This window comes from Candidatus Sulfuricurvum sp. RIFRC-1 (assembly GCF_000310245.1).
GTDB lineage: Bacteria > Campylobacterota > Campylobacteria > Campylobacterales > Sulfurimonadaceae > Sulfuricurvum.
On record NC_020505.1, the window covers coordinates 1,155,854 to 1,175,131 of the forward strand.

Sequence of the window (19,278 nt, forward strand, 5' to 3'; positions counted from 1 at the left end):
AAAGTATCATGTATAAATTTGCCATTAATCGCCCTATCACCACCTTGATGCTCGTGATGACATTGGTAGTTTTCGGGATGATATCATTTCGATCTATGCCGGTCGCATTGTTTCCTAATATCGATTTCCCGATCGTAACGATTCAAACCGCTTACCCCGGTGCCGATCCTGAGAGTGTCGAGTCCAAAGTAACCGACAAGATCGAAGAAGCGGTCTCCGGTGTGGATGGAATCGATAAACTTATTTCCACCAGTTATGAGGGCTTAAGCGTTGTTACGGTGCAGTTTGAGCTGACCAAAGATATCGAAGAAGCGGCCAACGATGTACGCGATAAGATCGGAACGCTTAATCTCGATGCCGAGGTAGAATCTCCATCCGTACAAAAAGTGAGCGCATCCGGTGCCGCTTCCATCAAACTTTTTATCAGTACCAAAACCGGTGACCCGATAGCATTGATGCGCTTTGCCGATGAGCAGATCAAGCCGAAGTTACAACGAATCCAAGGGGTTGCTAAAATTGATATCGTCGGGTATCGAGATCGTGAAATCCGGATATTTACCGATCCTTTTTTACTGAATAAATACGCTATCTCCTCTGATACTCTTCAATCGCGTATCACGGCAGAAAATGTTCGTGCCGGGGGTGGGAAACTTATCTCCAATTCAAACGAATTTATCCTTAAAACGCGTGCCGACGCCTCTTCGATTGAGCAACTGAAATCCATTGTCATCACTCCCGGTGTACGGTTGAGTGATATTGCGCGTGTCGAAGACGGGCTTAAAGACGTCAAAAGCTACTCTTCCTTCAACGGGCATGAGGGGGTTTTGCTGGAAGTGCAAAAAATCGCAGGAACCAATGATTTGGAGGTGATCTCCGGGGTAAAAAAGACGATCCCTTCCCTCAAAGCTCTTGCCGGAAATTCGTATGATTTAGAACTGGTAGAAGACCAATCCCAAAAGATTCTCATCAACATCGAAAATGTCAAGTTTGACCTAATTTACGGTTCAATCTTGGCGGTACTGATCGTTTTTTTCTTTTTACGCAATCTAACCGCTACAATCATTTCCGCACTTGCGATCCCGACTTCTATCATAGGGACATTTGCCATGATCGATGTGCTGGGATATGATCTCAATCGTCTCACTCTCATCGGTTTGACTCTGGCGATAGGGATATTTATTGATGATGCCATTGTCGTTATCGAAAACATCTCCAAAAAAATAGAGCACGGGATGGAACCGCTGGAGGCTTCATTCGCAGGGGTAAAAGAGATCTCTTTTTCTATTTTGGCGATCTCTTCCATGCTCTTAGCGGTATTTGTACCGGTAGCGTTTATGGGTGGTATTGTCGGTAAATTTTTCAACTCGTTTGCTATGACCGTTGCCTCTGGGGTGCTAATCTCTTATTTCGTAGCAATCATGTTTATTCCAACTGTCGGTGCGCGGTTATTAAGCGGTGGTGAGAGTAAATTTTGGCAAAAAACAGAGCCGATATTTCTAAAACTCGACCTCTTTTACCGCGCTATTCTCACACGCTTGCTCCGATTTAAATGGATAACGGTCATTGGTGTTTTGGCGGTATTGATTTTTTCATTCTCTCTTGCGGGAAAAGTTGGCGGAACCTTTGTACCGATGGAAGATATGTCCGAAATGCGGGTGATGATCAAGGCCCCTGTCGGAATTTCACTCGAAGCGATGAAAAAAGAGATAGCTCCCATGGTTAAGACCATGCAAGAAGACAAACGGATCGAAACGCTCGTCCTCTCGATCGGATACAACGCCGCTGAGGAGGCGCATAAAGCGATGATTTATGCGAAACTCTTACCGGTAGGCCAACGCGAAGGGCTTGAATCGCTTATCCAGTCGTATCGTGAGAAATTCCAATCGTATACTCATTTTACGATAAGTGTCGAAGATGTCCCTCCTATCGATACGGGAGAGAGCAATGCTCCGATTCAGGTCGTATTAACAGGACCGGATTTAAAAACACTGGAGAGCAAATCGCTAGCACTGGTGAAATTGCTTAAAGATTCGGACGGTGTGATCGATATCGATACCGATTTTGAACCGGGGAAACCTGAAGTACGTATCGGTGTTAATCGTGAAAGTGCCCAGCGTTTAGGTATTTCAGCTCAGGAAATTGCTCGTGCGATCGGATCAACCTATTCGAGTGACAGCGCTATATCGAATTTTGAACAAAACGGCCGTCAGTTTGACATCACTCTCCGTACGGGTGATGAATACCGTTCGTTAATGAAAGACCTTAAAAAGATGCAGATTCAAACCGCATCGGGTGAACAGGTAATGCTCGATGGTTTGGTTACGCTGGAGACGACAGAAGGAGCTGCATCAATCAACCGCTTTGATAGGGAACGTAAAATTTTGGTAACGGCAAACCTTAATGGAGCACCGCTCGATTCTATTGTCAGTATGATCGATGAAAAGCTTCCCCCTATCTTAGGCGAGGGGTATCAATACCGTTATACGGGTGATATCGAACGGATGCAGGAGACGGCAGAAGCATTCGGATTTACCGTCTTGCTTGCTGTGGTACTCATCTATTTGATCCTTGCGGCACTTTATGAATCGTTAATACAGCCGTTTATTATTATGGTAGCAATGCCGCTCAGTTTTACCGGAGTCATTTTGGCCCTGTTCCTCACCGGTAATCCCTTTAGTATTTTCGTAATGATCGGGATTATCCTCCTTATGGGTATGGTGGGCAAAAATGCCATATTGGTGGTGGATTTTGCAAATAATGCCATCAAAGAGGGAAAAAATGTCGATGAAGCCCTCCTCGAAGCAGGAGAAAAACGTCTTCGCCCTATTTTGATGACGACGTTTGCGATGATTTTTGCCATGCTTCCGCTGGCTCTCGGCGGTGGTGCCGGACATGAGAGCAACGCACCGATGGCGATCGCGGTCATAGGAGGGTTAATCAGCTCAACCCTGTTGGCCCTCTTTATCGTTCCGGTATTGTACCGTCTCATGTATCCTATGGATTCAAGACTGCGCACATTTTATGAGCGACGCAATTTGTCGTAATTCTTAACGAGACACAGCCTATTACAGGGTGTCTCTCACTCACGACCTTTTGAGTATCAAAAGGAGCGTTTCGATTGCCTCATCAACCCGCTCCATTAAATCTCCGCCTTTTACTATCCAGTATTTAATCATCCCTAACGTAATCCCGTCATAGAGAAAAAAAACTTCCAAAGGATCTTTTTGACATCCCATTTCGTTCAAGAGCGGCTTCATAACTGTTTCTGCGATATAGGTATACAAATGCAAGAGAGGATTGTCTTCATCAGCGGCAATATTGAGAAAGAAGGTCGGATCACTCACAATACTCTCTTTGAGGGCATTTTTATTTTTAATAATGGCGGAAAAGTGGATTTTTGTGACCACTTTTAACATCTCTAAATGATCCGTATGGTGTTGTAATTCTTCTTTAATTACCTCGATATAATACTCCATTTGGTTCATTACATAGTGGTTATAGAGTGTCTCTTTTGAACCAAAAAGGGTGTAAATGACCCCGATGGAAACCCCCGCATTTTTTGCTAACTCTGAGATTTTCATATTCTCATAACCCTCTTTGATAAAAAGAGCCGTCGCCTCTTCTAAAATCAAATCACGTTTTTGTTCTTGCGCTTTTCGCTTATAGGACATCGTCTCTCATCTCTCCTAAATAGCTTTTATGCAGTTTTACTTTACTGGCCAATTCTTGAACATTTCTCGTCTCTATGAGAGGTAAAGATTCTGTTTTCTGGAGGGTTTGGGTCAAAAGACGCATCTGTGCAATGGCTTCTGAAGCTACCTCTTCCAAACTTTTACGAATAGCACGATACTCTTGGTGCTCATACGCTTCGAGGGTAATAATCAACTCATTGAGTTTCCCTTTGGCGTTTATAAACTCATTGTGGAGCGTTTCGGCAGAAGTGAAAAGGCGAGAGAGAGGTTTGAGCGATTCGGAGAGTTCTTTTGAATGGGATGTCATCTCACGCATTTGTTTCGAAGAGAGAACCATTTGCTGCATAATCAGTTCGCTTTGTTCACGTGAGCCTCTTAGCAAAGAATCATTTTCGAGCAATGAAGTGACAATCGATTCGCTTTTAACCCCTAAGGTCTGTAAATGGTGAGAAAAGTCATGGACAATACGATCCATCTCTTTTTGCAAAACGGCAATGGTATGATCGGGAAGTTCTCGATGGCTGATTTGCACTACAAGATCATGCAGGGTTTTTAACTGTGTGTGTAGCTCTTTTTGCTCATCGCAGTTCACACGAACCGAACTTTTGAGTTGATTGAAATGATCTTGTTCCGCAACACGCAAAAGATCGATATGACGATGGACAACATTATCCAAACTTGGAAGTTCTGAGAGGGTAAACTCTTCGAATTTTTCCATCGCACTTTGCTGCTGTGTCAAAAGTGATTCGATTTTAGCAACAAAAAGTTTTTGATTGGCTTGAATGACGTTTAACGCGTCGATCTCTTCTTTGAAGACATTGCGAATTTGATCGTGAGTCGAGCTTTCCATTTGAGCGACGAGATCAAGCCGATCTTTGAGTGTTCCAACCGATGAACCTAATGCATTAATCTCATCACTGATTCCTACAAGACGTTGGCGTTCATTATGGCTATTCATGAGTGAAACGGTCTGAGACATTACGCTCATAATGGCAGAGAGGACGATACCGACACTGAGGGATAACAGGGATTCTTTAAATACATTAGCATCCATTCCGCTGCTAAGAATAAAATGAAGCAGCCCCCCGATTGCACCAAGCGCCAAAACCACAGGGGTATAATTGATTTTATTGGGATCTTTATAGACTGCGGTATGACGTAAAAATAAAAGTGACATGATAAAAATAGTGAGTAGCAAGTCAATACTGATCATAATTTATCCCTTTTTACAGATGATATCGTATAACGTCTCAGGTGAAGATGCATAATAATCCCCTTTTCCCTCCGAACTGAATCCCCACCCTGCAAATACACTGGGTATGCCTGCACGAGAAGCGGCTTCCATATCTTTGGAATTATCACCGATCATCCAAGCATAATCCGTACCTGAACGAAATTCGTAGTGTTCGAGATGACGGTTTAGCATCTGTGGATGGGGTTTCGGGGACTCCACTTCATCGGCACCGATGATGAGCCTAAAATAAGAATTCAGTCCCAAATACTCTAACATCCGTTTGGCAAAAACACTCGGAGCATTTGTCGCGACTCCCATCAAATAGCCATTTTGATGAAGTTTCTCCAAAAGTGCCGGGATTCCTTCGTAAGGTTTTACATTTTGGATACACTGATCGTGATAGTGGCATTCAAAAAGGTCTCTCGCACGCTTTTCATAAATAGGATTACCGTAAAAAATCTCAGCTAAATTACGTACGGGAGCATTTATTGCATCGATAACGGCCTGAACACTGAGCGGTTTAAGATCGTAGCACTCTAACCGGACATGATTAATCGAGAGGGTTATATCTAAACCCGAATCGATTAGCGTTCCGTCCATATCGAAGAGGGCAATGTTTTTCATTTATCTCATTTTCTCGTAGAGTTCTTTGAGTGTTTGGACAAAAAGAGGATGATCGTTTGGACAGCGGCAGACACGATATTCATCGTATCCGAGTTCATGAGCCACTTCGGCATATTCGATAGAGAGTTCAAAATCGGTTTCTGAATTGTCGATGGTAAAGGCGATTGGGACGATAATGGCCCGTTTGTTTTGGAGCGTATGAAGCGTGTTTTCCAAAGAAGGCTCCAGCCATTTCATCGGCCCTACTTTGGATTGATAGGCCAAATGGACTCCATTAAAATTCAATCCCATATTTTTCATTAACTCTTTGATCAATTCGACATGGGCAATCACCTGTCTCTGATAGGGATCCCCCTGATCGACGATATTTTGAGGCAACCCATGGGCGGAGAAAATGATCTCAAATGACGATGCATTCTCCTCCCCTAAGGACTCTTGAATACGATCGACCACACATCGGTTATAGGTCTCATGCGCAAAAAAATGTTTAATCTCTACCGTAATGACATCCCACCCTATTTTATGAGCCGTTTCTTCAAAATCATCGATCGAAGATTGGGTTGTCGTTGAGGAATATTGAGGATAAAGCGGGATTAAATAGACTTTTTTTATCCCTTGTTCTTTAAGGCGTTGACATACTTCCTCCGCCATCGGTGGAGTATAGCGCATGACGAAATCAACGATAACTTGGGGACCGACCGCCTTTGACAAGGCTGAAACCAGTTTTTTCGTTAGCTCTACCAGAGGTGATTTTCCCCCGATTTGACGATAAATATCCTGAGATTTTTCAGCACGCGTTAATGTGATCATCCCGGCGATAAAACGGCGCAGTAAATTGCTCTTAGTTCGGATGATATAGGGATCGTTAAACATGTTGTGCAAAAACATCTCAACTTCGTTCAGGTTGTTGGGTCCACCCATATTCAGCAGTATAATAGCTTCTCTCATCTAATGCTTATTATCCATTCGTTTTTAAAGAAAGTGTACCATAACGATCCGTTAAATTTTAGGATTATAAAAAAAACTAAAGCTTTTTAATCTATAATGACTACATAGCAGAAAAAATGAGGAGGGTTAATGCTGATTAGACGCACAGTGTTATCGCTGATTTTACTGACAATCACGGCTCAGGCAGAGTCGCAGAGGCGTGAGCCGTCCCTCTTCTTAGAATATGAACGTGAATTAAAAAAAACAAACGATACGATCAAAAACGAAGAGAACCCGTTTATTAAAGCTTCTGCTCCTATAGTCATCGCAAAACCTACTCCGCCAACAGAACCTGTAGTCAAAGAAGTTGCATTCATAGCTCCGGTGTTGAGAAATGATAAAATTGAAACCAATACCATCGGTCAAGATGAAAAGCCTTTTCTCATGGTTCCAAAACCTGCCCCTATTGCTTCCAAAGCTGCTTGTCCCGAAGAATCCTCCAAGACAGAAGAATCTAAAACAAAAACCCAAAAAATCGTCAAAAATATTAAAAACGCCAAAGACAAACTCCTCTCCCACGCTAAAGATTTTCTAGGAACTCCCTATGGCTTTGGAAACAAAGACGGTGAACGTACCGATTGCTCCGGTTTTACTCAGCAAGTCTATCGACAATTCGGTATTTCACTCCCCCGCAGTGCTGCGGAACAAGCACAATTAGGGGAAAGTGTAAGTATGGATGATTTACAAGTAGGTGATCTTCTCTTTTACCGTACCTACAAATCAGACCCTTCACACGTAGCAATCTATGCGGGCGAAGGGCAAATCATCCATGCCTCGTATTCGAATAAAAAAGTACAATATGATTCCATCGACAAAGATTACTACAAGCAACGTTTCATGTACGCCAAACGTTTAGCCCTTAACGATCCTGATTACGACGAGTAACCATGTCTGCCCTCTATTGCACTCTTGATAAACACTGGCTATGGAAAGAGGTCTATACCAAACTCGATATCTCTTCACCTGCCTATCAATACTGGAATGAGACACGCCACATCAAGCTCAACCGGTACGTTTTTCTCGAAAAAAGTACCCTCCCTGCGCGATATGCCCATATCGAAGAAGATTTGACCGATCTCGGCGGCTATCTACCTACTCAATACGCCGCGACCCAGCTGGGGATCGACAGCCATATTTTCGGCTACAAAAAAATGCGCCTCTACAATCAGTTCGAATACAAGTTTGTCAATGATATTAAATTTGTCAATCTAAAGCGGTTTTTTCTCGAAAACGGGATTAAAATCGGTAAAAAAAGCTATGTACATCTCGCCCGTTTGGATGAGCTGATTATCACGGCGGATTCACGCTTTTACCGTATTGATGACAACTATGGAGTTGTTGTTTACGATTGATTTTTTTTCCGTTTTGCCCAACGCGGAAAGAAACGTGACGGTGAGAGGATAGGATCGATGCTCACTCCATCCACAATGTACTCTTTTAACCGCTTAGCCAGATACGGAGCGAGGACAAAACCATACCCGCCTGATCCATTTATCATTGTAAGATTAGGATAGTAGATATATTCGGATGGATCGATCGCCTCTCCATGACGCATATGGGGATATTTTTGTAGTGTCGCATCAGACTCCACCAAACGTCCCAGCATCGGCAGATAATCGTTTGAACCGGAACGAAGTCCCATGTAGTCTTTCATTATATTAATATTATTTAATTTTAGTGTTTTAGAGGCTTTTTTAAGGAGTATTTTTCTCCCTTCCTCTCTCTCGTATGGCTCCCCGGAAAATGGGGAATAGTGAACATCATGCGTAGCACCGATGGCGACAATCCCCTCTTTCGTTGTCGGTGAAATGGAAACATGATGATGCAAAATCGAGGGGATAGCGGTAGAGGTCTGTATATCGATGCGATGTCCCCAAATACCACGAAGCCCAACGTAGTCGATCGGCAGAAGTTTGGGATAAGCGCCGATAGAGAGGATTAAATGCTTTGCACGTAATTCTCCTACATGCCAAGTACTATTTTGATGGGTAATATTCTCTGCTTTGAAGCAAAAAAAATCAACGCCGTTGGATAATGCGCAACACACGCCTTGAGCATCGACAACTGCACCATGGGAAAAATAGATCGATTCGCACTGCAGCGCTTCATCACTGAGAAGAGAACGTAGTCCCTCACTCATGGCGGTTTGTTCTAGAGTGCTCTCACGTTTGAATGCTGTTACTTTTCCCCCCTCTTGTGGAGAATTAGCGATATGAAGAAGCGGTTTTGTGAGGGTAAACTCGGGGAAATTTGCAGTATAAAACGCTAATGCTTCTGCGTGAGCTTCACCCATGATCTCTTTGAGCTCACCTGCTTTCGAGATTTTGGGAGATATAAATGCTCCAGCCGCCCCGCTGCCGCCCGAAGCAATTCCCGCTTCATCCACAAGGGCTACCCGTAATCCTGCGCGATGAAGAAAATAGGCACTGCAACAACCGTTTATCCCGGCACCGATTATAATGGCGTCATACATATTCTCTGTTTTCTCTCACTCTTGGGTTATTGAAAATTGTAGCTCATTTGATCTAAAAGCAACGGAGCGATAAAGCATCATCACCCTCATATTTTTTTAGAACAATAAATGAGGTACAATCAAATAGATACAATCAATACTGTAGTTTCGGGGCGTAATGCAACTATTTAAATCAAACACATTTATCGATGATTTTTGGGGTGGAACTGCTGCTATGCTGGTGGCATTGCCTGCCGCTATCGCATTTGGGGTGACGATCTATGCGACGATTGGGGGGCATTATGCTGCCTATGGTGCAATAGCTGGGATATTGGGAGTTGCGGCCATAGGGTTGGTTGCCTCGCTTTTAGGGGGGACGAATCGTTTGATATCTGCCCCTAGCGCTCCGGCAGCGGCAGTTTTATCGGCTTTTGCTTTGGAATACATTGCGCAGGACGTTGCACCGGATTTGGTCTTTTATATGTTGATGGTAATCGCTTTTTTAGCCGGTTTATTTCAAATTATTTTTGGAGCGGTTGGGTTAGGACGATTAATTAAATACATGCCTTTTCCGGTTGTAAGCGGATATTTAAGCGGTGTCGGGCTCTATATTATCGCTGTACAAACCCCGATTTTCCTGGGCTTGCCACAAGGTGTCCATTTTTATGAAGCACTGCAGATTCCCACCATCTGGCAATGGCAAAGTATCGTCGTAGGAATAGGAACAATCGCTACGATGATGATTGCCGAGAGGTATTTAAAACTGATTCCGGCAGTCATTGCGGCATTGGTTGGCGGAAGTTCAATCTATTTCATCTCCGCTATGTTTGATCCGCAGCTCCTTGTCGCCAATAACCCCTTTGTCATCGGTGAACTCGGAGGAAACGACGGAATCAATTTTTTACAGACGTTGAGCGGACGATTTGATATGTTGCAGAATTTTAGATGGTCGGAACTCTCCATTCTCTTTTTTCCGGCGTTGACACTTGCGGCACTGCTTTCGATTGACACACTGAAAACCTGTGTAATTCTCGATTCGATGACGCACTCTTTTCATGATTCTAATCGAGAATTAATCGCCCAAGGTTCGGGAAACATCGTTTCAGCACTGATCGGAGGAATGCCGGGATCTGGAACCATGGGTGCCACGATGGTCAACATATCCAGCGGTGCGCAAACACGTCTGTCCGGCTTTATTGAAGGATCGATGGCCGTTATCGCATTTTTGCTGTTTGCGACGTTTATTGCTTGGATTCCGGTAGCTTCTTTGGCTGCGATACTGATGATTATCGGTTTTCGTATGATCGATAAACACAGCATCAAACTTCTTCGCACTCGTAAAACATCATTGGATTTTATCATCATCATTGCCGTTGCCGTTACGGCTCTCTTTGTGAGTCTTATCGCTGCGGCTGGCATTGGATTGCTGCTGGCGATCGTTTTGTACATTGGACAGCAAATCGGGGCTTCGGTCATTTATCGCCATCAAGACGGAACAGAAGTTCGGAGCAGAATTATTCGTAGTAAAGAAGAAAATAATATTTTAAATGAAAATGGGAAGGCATTTTCACTGTATGAACTACATGGAAGCCTATTTTTCGGAACAGCAAATCAGCTTTATTCGATGCTTCAGGAAGATTTACGGCATAAAAAATACATTATAATGGACATGAAACGGGTTCAGACCGTTGATTTAACCGCCGCTCATATTCTCTTGCAGATAAAAGATATTTTGCATGACAAACAAGGTTATCTCCTCTTATGCCGATTACCCCATAAGCTTCCCAGCGGAGATGATTTAGAGAGCTATTTCAACCAAGTAGGTCTATTAAAACACTTGAGTCCGATCAAAGTCTTCGACGATTTGGATGATGCCGTTGAATGGGCTGAAAACAAGATAATTAAAAACTCTTTGATCGAAGAAAAAAAGGAAAGGCTCCTCTCGTTGAGTGAATTTGACCTTTTTAGGGGACGTAAAGAAGAGACACTCGCAGAGATCGAGAGTTTGGTAGAGAGCCGATCCTATAAAAAAGGGGATACCATCTATTCTGAAGGGGATGGAACCGGAGAAATTTTTCTGATTCGACGGGGAGTGGTGCGGATCATGTTGCCCTTTTCGGATCGAAAAAGTGTGCATCTCAGTACGTTGGGGCAAAATAATTTTTTCGGCGAATTTTCCTTTTTAGAAGGGGCTCCGCACTATACCGATGTCATTGCGGCGTCCGATACCGAATTGTATGTCATCTCACGCGAAGCATTTGAGCTATTCTCTATCCATCATAAAAAAGGGGCCTATTTATTTATGCAAAGTCTTGCAACCGTATTAGCGGAGCGGCTGAAGCTGACCCGATCCGAATTGGGGGCAGAATATGATGTTTAACTTTAATGTGACACCGTTTTATATTTCTATCACCATATAAACGTTATAATTTTTCCGTTTAGTTTATTACTAAAGGATTCGCTATTCATACTCACGAAATCAAAATAATCCTCTATAGTTTTATAGGACTTATCCTTTTCGGTGCGGTTCTCCTCTCTCTTCCGTTTGCACATCATGGAGAGTTACGCTTTATCGATGCTCTCTTTACTTCCACTTCGGCGGTATGTGTTACCGGTTTGATCGTAAAGGACACCCCCGTAGATTTTACCTCGTTCGGTCATATTGTCATCCTTACCCTGATCCAAATCGGAGGGCTTGGGTATATGACTGCGGTGACCTTTATGGCGGTGATGCGTAAACAAAAGATCAATCACAGAGATCGCCTGATCCTCAAAGAATCCCTTAATCACCCCGGTATGGACGGGTTGGTCCGTTTCATAAAAATTGTATTTGCTTCAATCATTATCATTGAAGCGATCGGAATGGTGATCTTAACTCTCCGTTTCTGGGTCGATATGCCGTTAGGAAAAGCGGCTTGGTTTGGAACGTTTCATGCGATTTCTGCGTTTAACAATGCCGGTTTTTCTCTCTTTAGCGATAATATGATGGGGTACCGTGGTGATTTCGTGGTTAACATTACCGTCCCTTTGCTGATTATTCTCGGTGGTTTGGGATATATGGTACTGCTTGAAATTTACAATTATCGACGCGGACAGCTATTGCGTATCTCAACCCATACAAAAATTGTTCTCTATATGAGTGGGGTCTTGATTCTTATCGGAATGGCACTGCTCCTCTCGCTGGAGTGGAATAATCCAAAATCATTCGGATCGTTAAGTACCTATGAGAAGATTTTAGCGGCATGGTTCGCATCCGTCAACTATCGAACTGCCGGCTTTAACAGCATCGACTTTTCCACTCTCACCGATGCGAACCTCTTTTTCTCTACCTTTTTGATGATGACGGGAGGAAGTCCGGGAGGAACAGCCGGAGGGATTAAAACGACGGTTGTGGCACTTGCCCTGATCGGTGTATGGTATACGCTCAGAGGTGATACGCACGCTCATATTTTTCGCCGTTCTATCTCACCCTATCAGATCAATAAAGCGTATGCCGTTATTTTTATTGCCTCCATCTATGTTGTCATTTCAACGATTATTTTAAGCGAAGTGGACCGTTTGCCCTTTTTGCGGATCTTGTTTGAAACAACCTCTGCGTTTGGCACGGTAGGGTTATCGACCGGAAACGGCGGTGTTTTAAGCTATAGCGCACTTTTTAGTGATGCGGGAAAACTTAACATTATCGTCTTAATGCTCATGGGAAGAGTTGGTGTATTTGCATTTACCATCATTATCGTCGGAAAAGCTCTGGAGAGCCGAATCAAATATGCAGAAGGAAAGGTTATTATATAAATGGATACATTTGCGGTTTTAGGTTTAGGGAAATTTGGATTTCACGTTGCCAAAGGGTTGGCACAACAGGGGCTGAGTGTTATTGCCGTTGATTTGGATGAAGAACATGTTCGGGACATCAACGAATACGTACAAGATGCCGTTATTCTCGATTCAACGGATATACGGGCACTGCGCGAAGCGGGAATCGGTAATGTCGATGTAGCGGTCGTGAGTATCGGAGAAAACATTGAAGCGAGTATCCTCACAGTTATGGCGCTCAAAGAGTTAGGGGTAGAAACCGTCATTGCCAAAGCGATTACGACCGTACACGGACAAATTCTCTCCAAACTCGGTGCGGCAAAGGTGATCTATCCCGAGATGGAATCGGCAAAAAAGATTGTTAAAAAAATGGTGCAGAATATGCATTACGAAACGATTGACCTCTCGATCACCATGAAAATTGCCAAGCTTACCGTCCCCTCTTTTTGGGTTGGTACTTCAATCCTCTCTCCAATATTCGAGGGGGAATACGAGGTTAAACCGATTGCCTATAAACATCAAGGCGTCTGGTACACTTCGTTCGAAAAAGACGATATTCTTGAAAAAGGGGATATTCTCGTCGTACTGGGTAACAGCGGACATATCGAAGCGCTCAGCAAAAAGGTGTGAGTTAGTCTATTTCTGCTAAAATTGCAAAAAAGTTTTAGGAAATATTTATGCTTCGTTTTGCCCCAAGCCCGACGGGAGATATGCACATCGGCAATCTCCGCGTCGCATTGTTTAATTATATTTCTGCTGTTCAACGTGAAGAGCCCCTCTTAATCCGTATCGAAGATACCGATAAAGAGCGTAACATTCCCGGTAAAGAGAAAGAGATTTTCGAGATTTTAGCTCTATTTGGGATAGAGTACCAAGAGCAACAACTCCAAAGCAACAACCTACGCTTTCATCGTGCAATGGCGCTTCAACTCCTTCAAGACAAAAAAGCATTCAACTGTTTTTGTACCCCTGAAACCTTAGAAGAAAAACGTGAAGCATCTAAAGAGGGAAAAGTCGCTTATCGTTATGACGGCGCGTGCGAAAACCTTCATCCCGAAGAGGTTATCGACAATCCCCTCCCCTTCACCATTCGTCTTAAAAAACCGGAGCATTCAATCACAGTAACCGACATTATCAAAGGTGAGAGCACTTTTGCCGCCGATGATATCGACAGCTTTATTTTAATGCGTGCCGATAAGTATCCGACGTATAATTTTGCCTGTGCGGTGGATGATATGCTCGCCGATGTCTCTCTCATCATCCGTGGAGAAGATCATCTCTCCAATACCCCTAAGCAAATGGCAATTCACGAAGCGTTGGGATATACTAAAAAGATCGAGTATGCCCACTTGCCGATTATCCTCGGAAACGAGGGGAAAAAAATGTCCAAGCGGGATGATGCCTCAAGTGTTAAATGGCTCCTCGAAGAGGGATTTTTACCGGAAGCAATCACCAATTACCTGATTTTAATGGGGAACAAACCTCCGTGTGAGATTTTTAACCTCAAAGAAGCAATTAAATGGTTTGATTTAAAAACTCTCTCAAAAGCTCCTGCCCGTTTTGATATTGATAAACTCAAATTTATTAACCGCGAACATTTACGAGGACTCGATCCTAAAGAGCTTTCGCGCTATGTCGGTTTTGCCGATGAAGAGATCGGGAACCTCGCAAAGCTATTTTTGGAAGAGGCAAGTACACTTAAAGAGCTTCGTGCTAAAATCGGTGCAATTTTTGCCCCTAAAAATGTCCCGGATGAGTATAAGGAAGGATTTGATATCTTGCGCAATCTGACCCTAAAAGCTCCCCATTTTGATGATTACGAATCGTACAAAGCCTATTTGATAGAACACAGCGGTTTGAAGGGAAAAAGCCTTTTTAAACCGCTTCGTATTCTCATCGGCGGTGCAGAACACGGTCCTGAAATGAACGATTTATACACACATATCAAAAATTATCTCAAAGAGGTGGTCAAATGATGAGCGGCATTATCTCTGGATTGGGCGGAATCGTCCATTCTCTTCTTACCGTATACATATGGATTGTTATTATCGGAGCACTTTTGACTTGGGTACGCCCTGATCCTTATAATCCGATTGTTCAGATTATTTACCGTCTCACTCAGCCTGCTTACGCATTAATTCGTCGATTCATCCCAACCGTGTTTAATGGTTTGGATTTAGCTCCGATTATTTTGATTGTCGCCCTAAATATCATTGATGTTATCTTGGTTAATGTCATTAATGCGATGGTTATGGCGTGAAGTATTCAATATCCCTAGCGGTACTGCTCCTTAGCAATGTATGGGGCGTTACCTTAGAAGATATTAGCAATAAGCCCGCTTCACGTGAAAAAAACTTTTTAATTTGGCAATATTTACAACAAGATATCAATGCATCACAAGCTCAAGAAGCATTTTATCAAGTAGACAATGTGAATCAACGCTTCTTATTCGATTACGCGAAAAAAACGGATGAAATCGAGATACGCTATACCTCAGAGTGCCTCCAAAAACCGGCTTCGGCGTTAATGAGTATCGAACAAGAAGACTGTCTTTATCTCGCCCTCACCCCGATGAAGGCAGAGTCATTACAAAGTTTCGAACGTGAACTGATCGCGATGCGGCTTGGTGAACGTTTTGGTGATACCGCTTGGCTTAGAACCATGAACCACAACAACCATTTCACCCTTTTCAGTGATTTGGCACCTTCGTTAAAACTCTTTCTTATCTCAAGCCCATTGTATCGCCAAGAGCATTTCAATCACAATGTCGAGAATGAAACACTTGCTGAACTAAGCGCCATGCGTGGATTTAATCAGCTGGTTTATCTAAGCGCAACCGATCCGAAAATGGAAAAACTCCAAGCTTCTCTTGCCAATGTAAGCGGCGGAGCGTATGATGGACAAACCCATTTTTATCTGGGTATCAATGCCCTTAAATACAAACGCAGTGACAACGCTCTCTACCACCTCAAAGAAGCTAAACGTCAGGCCCTTTCTCCGATAGAACGGGACAAAAACAACTTTTGGATTTACCGCATCAATGGTGATGAAACGGTATTAAACGAACTTGCAAATGGCCTCGATATCAATATGTACACTTTATGGGCTAAAGAGCGTGTCGGGAAAGTGGCCGAAAACTATTTTACTACCCTTCCGACACCTGACAAAGGGGGCTTCAAAGGAGACAATCCGTTTGAATGGAATGCGCTTCACAAAGAGTTGGTTGCCACTCCCCCTGAAAAACTTTATGAGATCATTGAGCGCTATGACGGAGAAGACTCTTTAGCCGTTCAAGCCTATATGATTGAACGGATATATCAACCCTATATCCATAACTATACCATGCCATACGATCAGTATATGAATACGATCAAAACCGATCAAAAAGCCATGCTGTACGCGCTGATGCGACAAGAAACTCGTCTGATTCCGGGTTTAATTTCACGTTCATTTGCCCTTGGGCTTATGCAGATTATGCCTTTTAACGTCGATAGTATCTCTAAAATCCATCCGATGAAAATAAAATCGTATGATGATATGTTTAATCCGCAGTACAGTATCGCTTATTCAATCGAGCATATGAAACACATCGAAGCGACCCTTTACAATCCGGTACTGATGGCGTATGCGTATAACGGAGGGATCGGATTTACCAAACGGCTATTGCTCAGTGGAGCGTATTTCAATCCGGGCGAACATGAACCGTTTATGAGTATGGAATTGGTGGGAAATGCAGAGAGCCGCGAATATGGCAAGCGGGTACTTGCCAATTATGTAATCTACAAAAATATTTTAGGTGAGAAGGTATCGATAGCTGCTATTTTTGATACTTTAACACAACCTTCCCTGTCCGATTATTTTCGAGCTGAAGGGCTAAAGAAGAGTCAGCAACTGAGTCAAAGCGAATAAAAAAGTATTTATTCCAGTTGTTCTGAACCGGAATCAAAGTGCGTCTTGGATCGCTTTGATTCAGCTCTTCCAAGATCGTTGCTTTTTTACCGTTCAAAGTCAACGTATACCCATAAGTATTTAAATCCCATTTTCGAATATCACGATTGTCCCGCTCAAAATAGACTGCCGCGATAAAATATTCCCCATCTTTGTATTGGTCAGGGTAAATAGGGTTGAGATAGAGTGTTGATAGGATTGCTTTTGTCTCTAAAGACAAGACAATGGCTCCGGTTCGAAGCTGTTCCACTGCACGTTCATGTGACGCATCCATTTTAAAAAGATCAAAAGCCCCTTTTTGAGAACATCCGCTGAAAGCCAATAAAGCGGCCATTGCTATCCAAGAAAATCGCATTTCTATCCTTTAGTCATCGAATAATCGCTATTATACGTCAAGAAGCCTTAGAAGTTTTTTCCCAAAACAGATCATTCTTCTATTAAAGAAAACGGATCCCTCCAAAGAGGAAGGGTCAACGTAAATAATGTTCCATCTTCAACGTTAGAGACCTCAATCATTCCTCCCATTTTGGTTCGTATGATCGCATACGACATATACAGCCCTATCCCGCTCCCTTTCCCCTCTTCTTTGGTAGTAAAATAGGGTTCAAAAATACGTCCTATCACCTCGGGTTCGATTCCTCCGCCGTTATCTTGAATACTAACCGCTCCGTAGGTATCATCTCCAAAAATACGAATCATGATGGCGGGATCAGGGGGATTTTTTTCGATCAAAGCATCCCGCGCATTATTCAAAAGATTGATTATTACCTGTTTGAATTCTCCCGTGGAGCCATAGACTTCCAATGCTCTTTCAGAATATTCAACATTGATACTAATGCGATGAGCCTCAAGCATGCCGTATAACAGTTGAACCGATTGTTCAACCGCTTCATTCAAATCAAAGGGGCTGTTCTTCTGGTCAGGTTTAACGAAGTTTCGAAAATCTTCAATTGTCTGAGACATAAACTCAATCTGTTCCATCGATTCCGTAGTCATGGAGTGAAGGTAGTGTTGATCCAATCTTCCGCTTCTATGCGCGTATTGGGTATCTTGTACAATGACACCGAGCGTGTTGAGCGGTTGACGCCACTGATGAGCGATATTATCAATCATTTCCCCCATAGCAGCCAGTTTGGATTGTTGAAACAACATCACTTTTTGGTACTCTATCTCACTTTCAGTGCGGTCGAGTTCTGATTTTAAGAGACGCTTTTGCTCTGATGAGCGCTTTATCTCTTCCATAAATTGCTTGGTATTACGGTAATCGATAAAGAACATTAACATTGAAAGAATAAATAGATAAGAGATCAATGGAATCTGGAAATATCCGATAGAAATATAGATATTGTACTGCCATGCAATATAGGTCACACCAAAGCTTATCCCAAACAATGCCATAAAAGAGAGGAGTATGCTCAAATAGCGTTTACGAACCATTAAAACCAATAAAATCACTGCGATTACAAACGATAAGAGAAGATTGAACCAAGGAAAAAGTGAAGGCTGAACCTTTAAATCATTGTTTAAAAGATTTTCGACCATGGTTGCGTGAAGATATACTCCCGGTAAAATCGTACCGTTGGCAGTTGTATGCCACGTATCCAATCCCAAGGCCGTTGTTCCGATAAAGACAAATTTATTTTTTAATATTCTGGGATCAATTTTACCGCTGAGCAAATCATAGGCTGAGACTCTATGATACGCTTCAAAAGAATAAAACGTCAACAGTGCGTTTGCATACTTATCTACTGAAAATCGGCTATTTCCGATGTTAAATTCAAAATCACCTTTCAATGATGAGATCGGATGGGTAGAAATAGAAATATTTTTCGATGCTACTGCCGCAATCCCCAGCGTTGGAATCAACTCATCATGATGGCGCATAAACATGGATAACCGTCGAAATGTTCCGTCATTATCGGCTACGGCATGAATATGTCCTATCCCTTTTGAGCGTTGTTGATAAATCGGCAAACTGCATACCATTGCATCGATGTTTTCCAATTGTGCTGTTTCAATACGCTGATCTTGGATACGCGAAGGGGGAAGCAGGCACTCTTTGGGATGCATGCTGATATCACTGAAAACGGGAAGAATAGTATTCGACTGCATCAGTGCGTCGGATAAAATTTGATCGTTATCCAACAAAGGTTCTGGAAGTCCATCGACACGGATATCCAAATCAAAAAAATCTCGGTAAAACCTTTGGAGCGTATCCGGTGATGATCGATCTTTTTCTGAAAAAACAATATCCAAAACAACAGCCGTTGGTTTGGCATCACTAATCCGATTGATAAGTTCTGCGGTGATTACTCTGGGCCACGGCCATTGACCGAAAGCCTTCAGACTTTTATCGTCGATCTCAACAACAACCGTAGATTCAGGAGTATGGGATGGAGGAAAATCGCTGCTCAATTGATCATATATCTTGTAATCAAGCTGGCGAAGCAGAGGTGCATTCCACCAAAATAGGTAAAATAAACCCGTCAGTAGTAATGAACCCGCTGCAAAAATGAGAGATTTCACGA

General features: G+C 42.9%; 16 protein-coding genes. 9 read left to right on the forward strand and 7 right to left on the reverse strand.

What is annotated here, in order from left to right; genetic code table 11:
- Positions 1–8: 8 nt before the first annotated feature.
- The gene (locus B649_RS05845) at positions 9–3,044 is read left to right on the forward strand and encodes an efflux RND transporter permease subunit (RefSeq protein WP_015653588.1); all 3,036 of its coding nucleotides are present in this window, start codon (positions 9–11) and stop codon (positions 3,042–3,044) included.
- Positions 3,045–3,083: 39 nt separating this feature from the next.
- Here B649_RS05845 and B649_RS05850 read toward each other — a convergent pair whose 3' ends face one another.
- From B649_RS05850 to hemH, 4 genes are read right to left on the reverse strand one after another with little or no spacing between them, the layout of a single operon-like run.
- Positions 3,084–3,671, reverse strand: a complete 588-nt coding sequence (locus B649_RS05850; RefSeq protein WP_015653589.1) for a TetR/AcrR family transcriptional regulator — start codon at positions 3,669–3,671, stop codon at positions 3,084–3,086.
- Complete coding sequence (locus B649_RS05855) at positions 3,661–4,905, reverse strand: hypothetical protein (RefSeq protein WP_015653590.1); 1,245 nt, start codon at positions 4,903–4,905, stop codon at positions 3,661–3,663. The genes B649_RS05850 and B649_RS05855 overlap by 11 nt, the downstream gene beginning before the upstream one ends.
- A gap of 3 nt (positions 4,906–4,908) precedes the next feature.
- Positions 4,909–5,550: an HAD family hydrolase gene (locus B649_RS05860; RefSeq protein WP_015653591.1), complete on the reverse strand. Its 642-nt coding sequence runs from the start codon at positions 5,548–5,550 to the stop codon at positions 4,909–4,911.
- Positions 5,551–6,498 carry a ferrochelatase gene (gene hemH / locus B649_RS05865; RefSeq protein WP_015653592.1) on the reverse strand — a complete coding sequence of 316 codons (948 nt, stop codon included), beginning with the start codon at positions 6,496–6,498 and terminating at the stop codon, positions 5,551–5,553.
- Between the two features lie 129 nt (positions 6,499–6,627).
- Here hemH and B649_RS12170 point away from each other — a divergent pair, with 129 nt between their 5' ends.
- Together B649_RS12170 and B649_RS05875 are read left to right on the forward strand one after the other, a co-directional pair.
- A complete protein-coding gene (locus B649_RS12170; RefSeq protein ID WP_015653593.1) occupies positions 6,628–7,422 on the forward strand; it encodes a C40 family peptidase in 795 nt (264 codons plus the stop codon).
- Positions 7,423–7,424: 2 nt separating this feature from the next.
- Positions 7,425–7,889: a hypothetical protein gene (locus B649_RS05875; RefSeq protein ID WP_015653594.1), complete on the forward strand. Its 465-nt coding sequence runs from the start codon at positions 7,425–7,427 to the stop codon at positions 7,887–7,889.
- Here B649_RS05875 and B649_RS05880 read toward each other — a convergent pair.
- Positions 7,880–9,010: an FAD-binding oxidoreductase gene (locus B649_RS05880; protein ID WP_015653595.1), complete on the reverse strand. Its 1,131-nt coding sequence runs from the start codon at positions 9,008–9,010 to the stop codon at positions 7,880–7,882. The two genes, B649_RS05875 and B649_RS05880, sit on opposite strands and share 10 nt — an antisense overlap.
- Positions 9,011–9,167: 157 nt before the next feature.
- Between B649_RS05880 and B649_RS05885 the strand changes: the two genes are divergently transcribed.
- From B649_RS05885 to B649_RS05910, 6 genes are all read left to right on the forward strand, one after another.
- The gene (locus tag B649_RS05885; RefSeq protein ID WP_015653596.1) at positions 9,168–11,369 is read left to right on the forward strand and encodes an SLC26A/SulP transporter family protein; all 2,202 of its coding nucleotides are present in this window, start codon (positions 9,168–9,170) and stop codon (positions 11,367–11,369) included.
- Positions 11,370–11,500: 131 nt separating this feature from the next.
- A complete protein-coding gene (locus B649_RS05890) occupies positions 11,501–12,781 on the forward strand; it encodes a TrkH family potassium uptake protein (RefSeq protein ID WP_363921159.1) in 1,281 nt (426 codons plus the stop codon).
- Positions 12,782–13,432: a TrkA family potassium uptake protein gene (locus B649_RS05895; RefSeq protein WP_015653598.1), complete on the forward strand. Its 651-nt coding sequence runs from the start codon at positions 12,782–12,784 to the stop codon at positions 13,430–13,432.
- Positions 13,433–13,479: 47 nt separating this feature from the next.
- Entirely contained in the window at positions 13,480–14,778 is a 1,299-nt protein-coding gene (gltX, locus tag B649_RS05900; RefSeq protein ID WP_015653599.1) for a glutamate--tRNA ligase, read from the forward strand.
- Entirely contained in the window at positions 14,775–15,062 is a 288-nt protein-coding gene (locus tag B649_RS05905) for a YggT family protein (RefSeq protein WP_015653600.1), read from the forward strand. Before gltX ends, B649_RS05905 begins: the two co-directional genes overlap by 4 nt.
- Positions 15,059–16,711, forward strand: a complete 1,653-nt coding sequence (locus B649_RS05910) for a transglycosylase SLT domain-containing protein (protein ID WP_015653601.1) — start codon at positions 15,059–15,061, stop codon at positions 16,709–16,711. The genes B649_RS05905 and B649_RS05910 overlap by 4 nt, the downstream gene beginning before the upstream one ends.
- Here B649_RS05910 and B649_RS12540 read toward each other — a convergent pair.
- Complete coding sequence (locus B649_RS12540; protein ID WP_291750958.1) at positions 16,620–17,105, reverse strand: hypothetical protein; 486 nt, start codon at positions 17,103–17,105, stop codon at positions 16,620–16,622. The two genes, B649_RS05910 and B649_RS12540, sit on opposite strands and share 92 nt — an antisense overlap.
- A gap of 71 nt (positions 17,106–17,176) precedes the next feature.
- Positions 17,177–19,276, reverse strand: coding sequence for a CHASE2 domain-containing protein (locus tag B649_RS12175; RefSeq protein WP_015653603.1), 2,100 nt, complete (start codon positions 19,274–19,276; stop codon positions 17,177–17,179).
- Positions 19,277–19,278 lie beyond the last annotated feature (2 nt).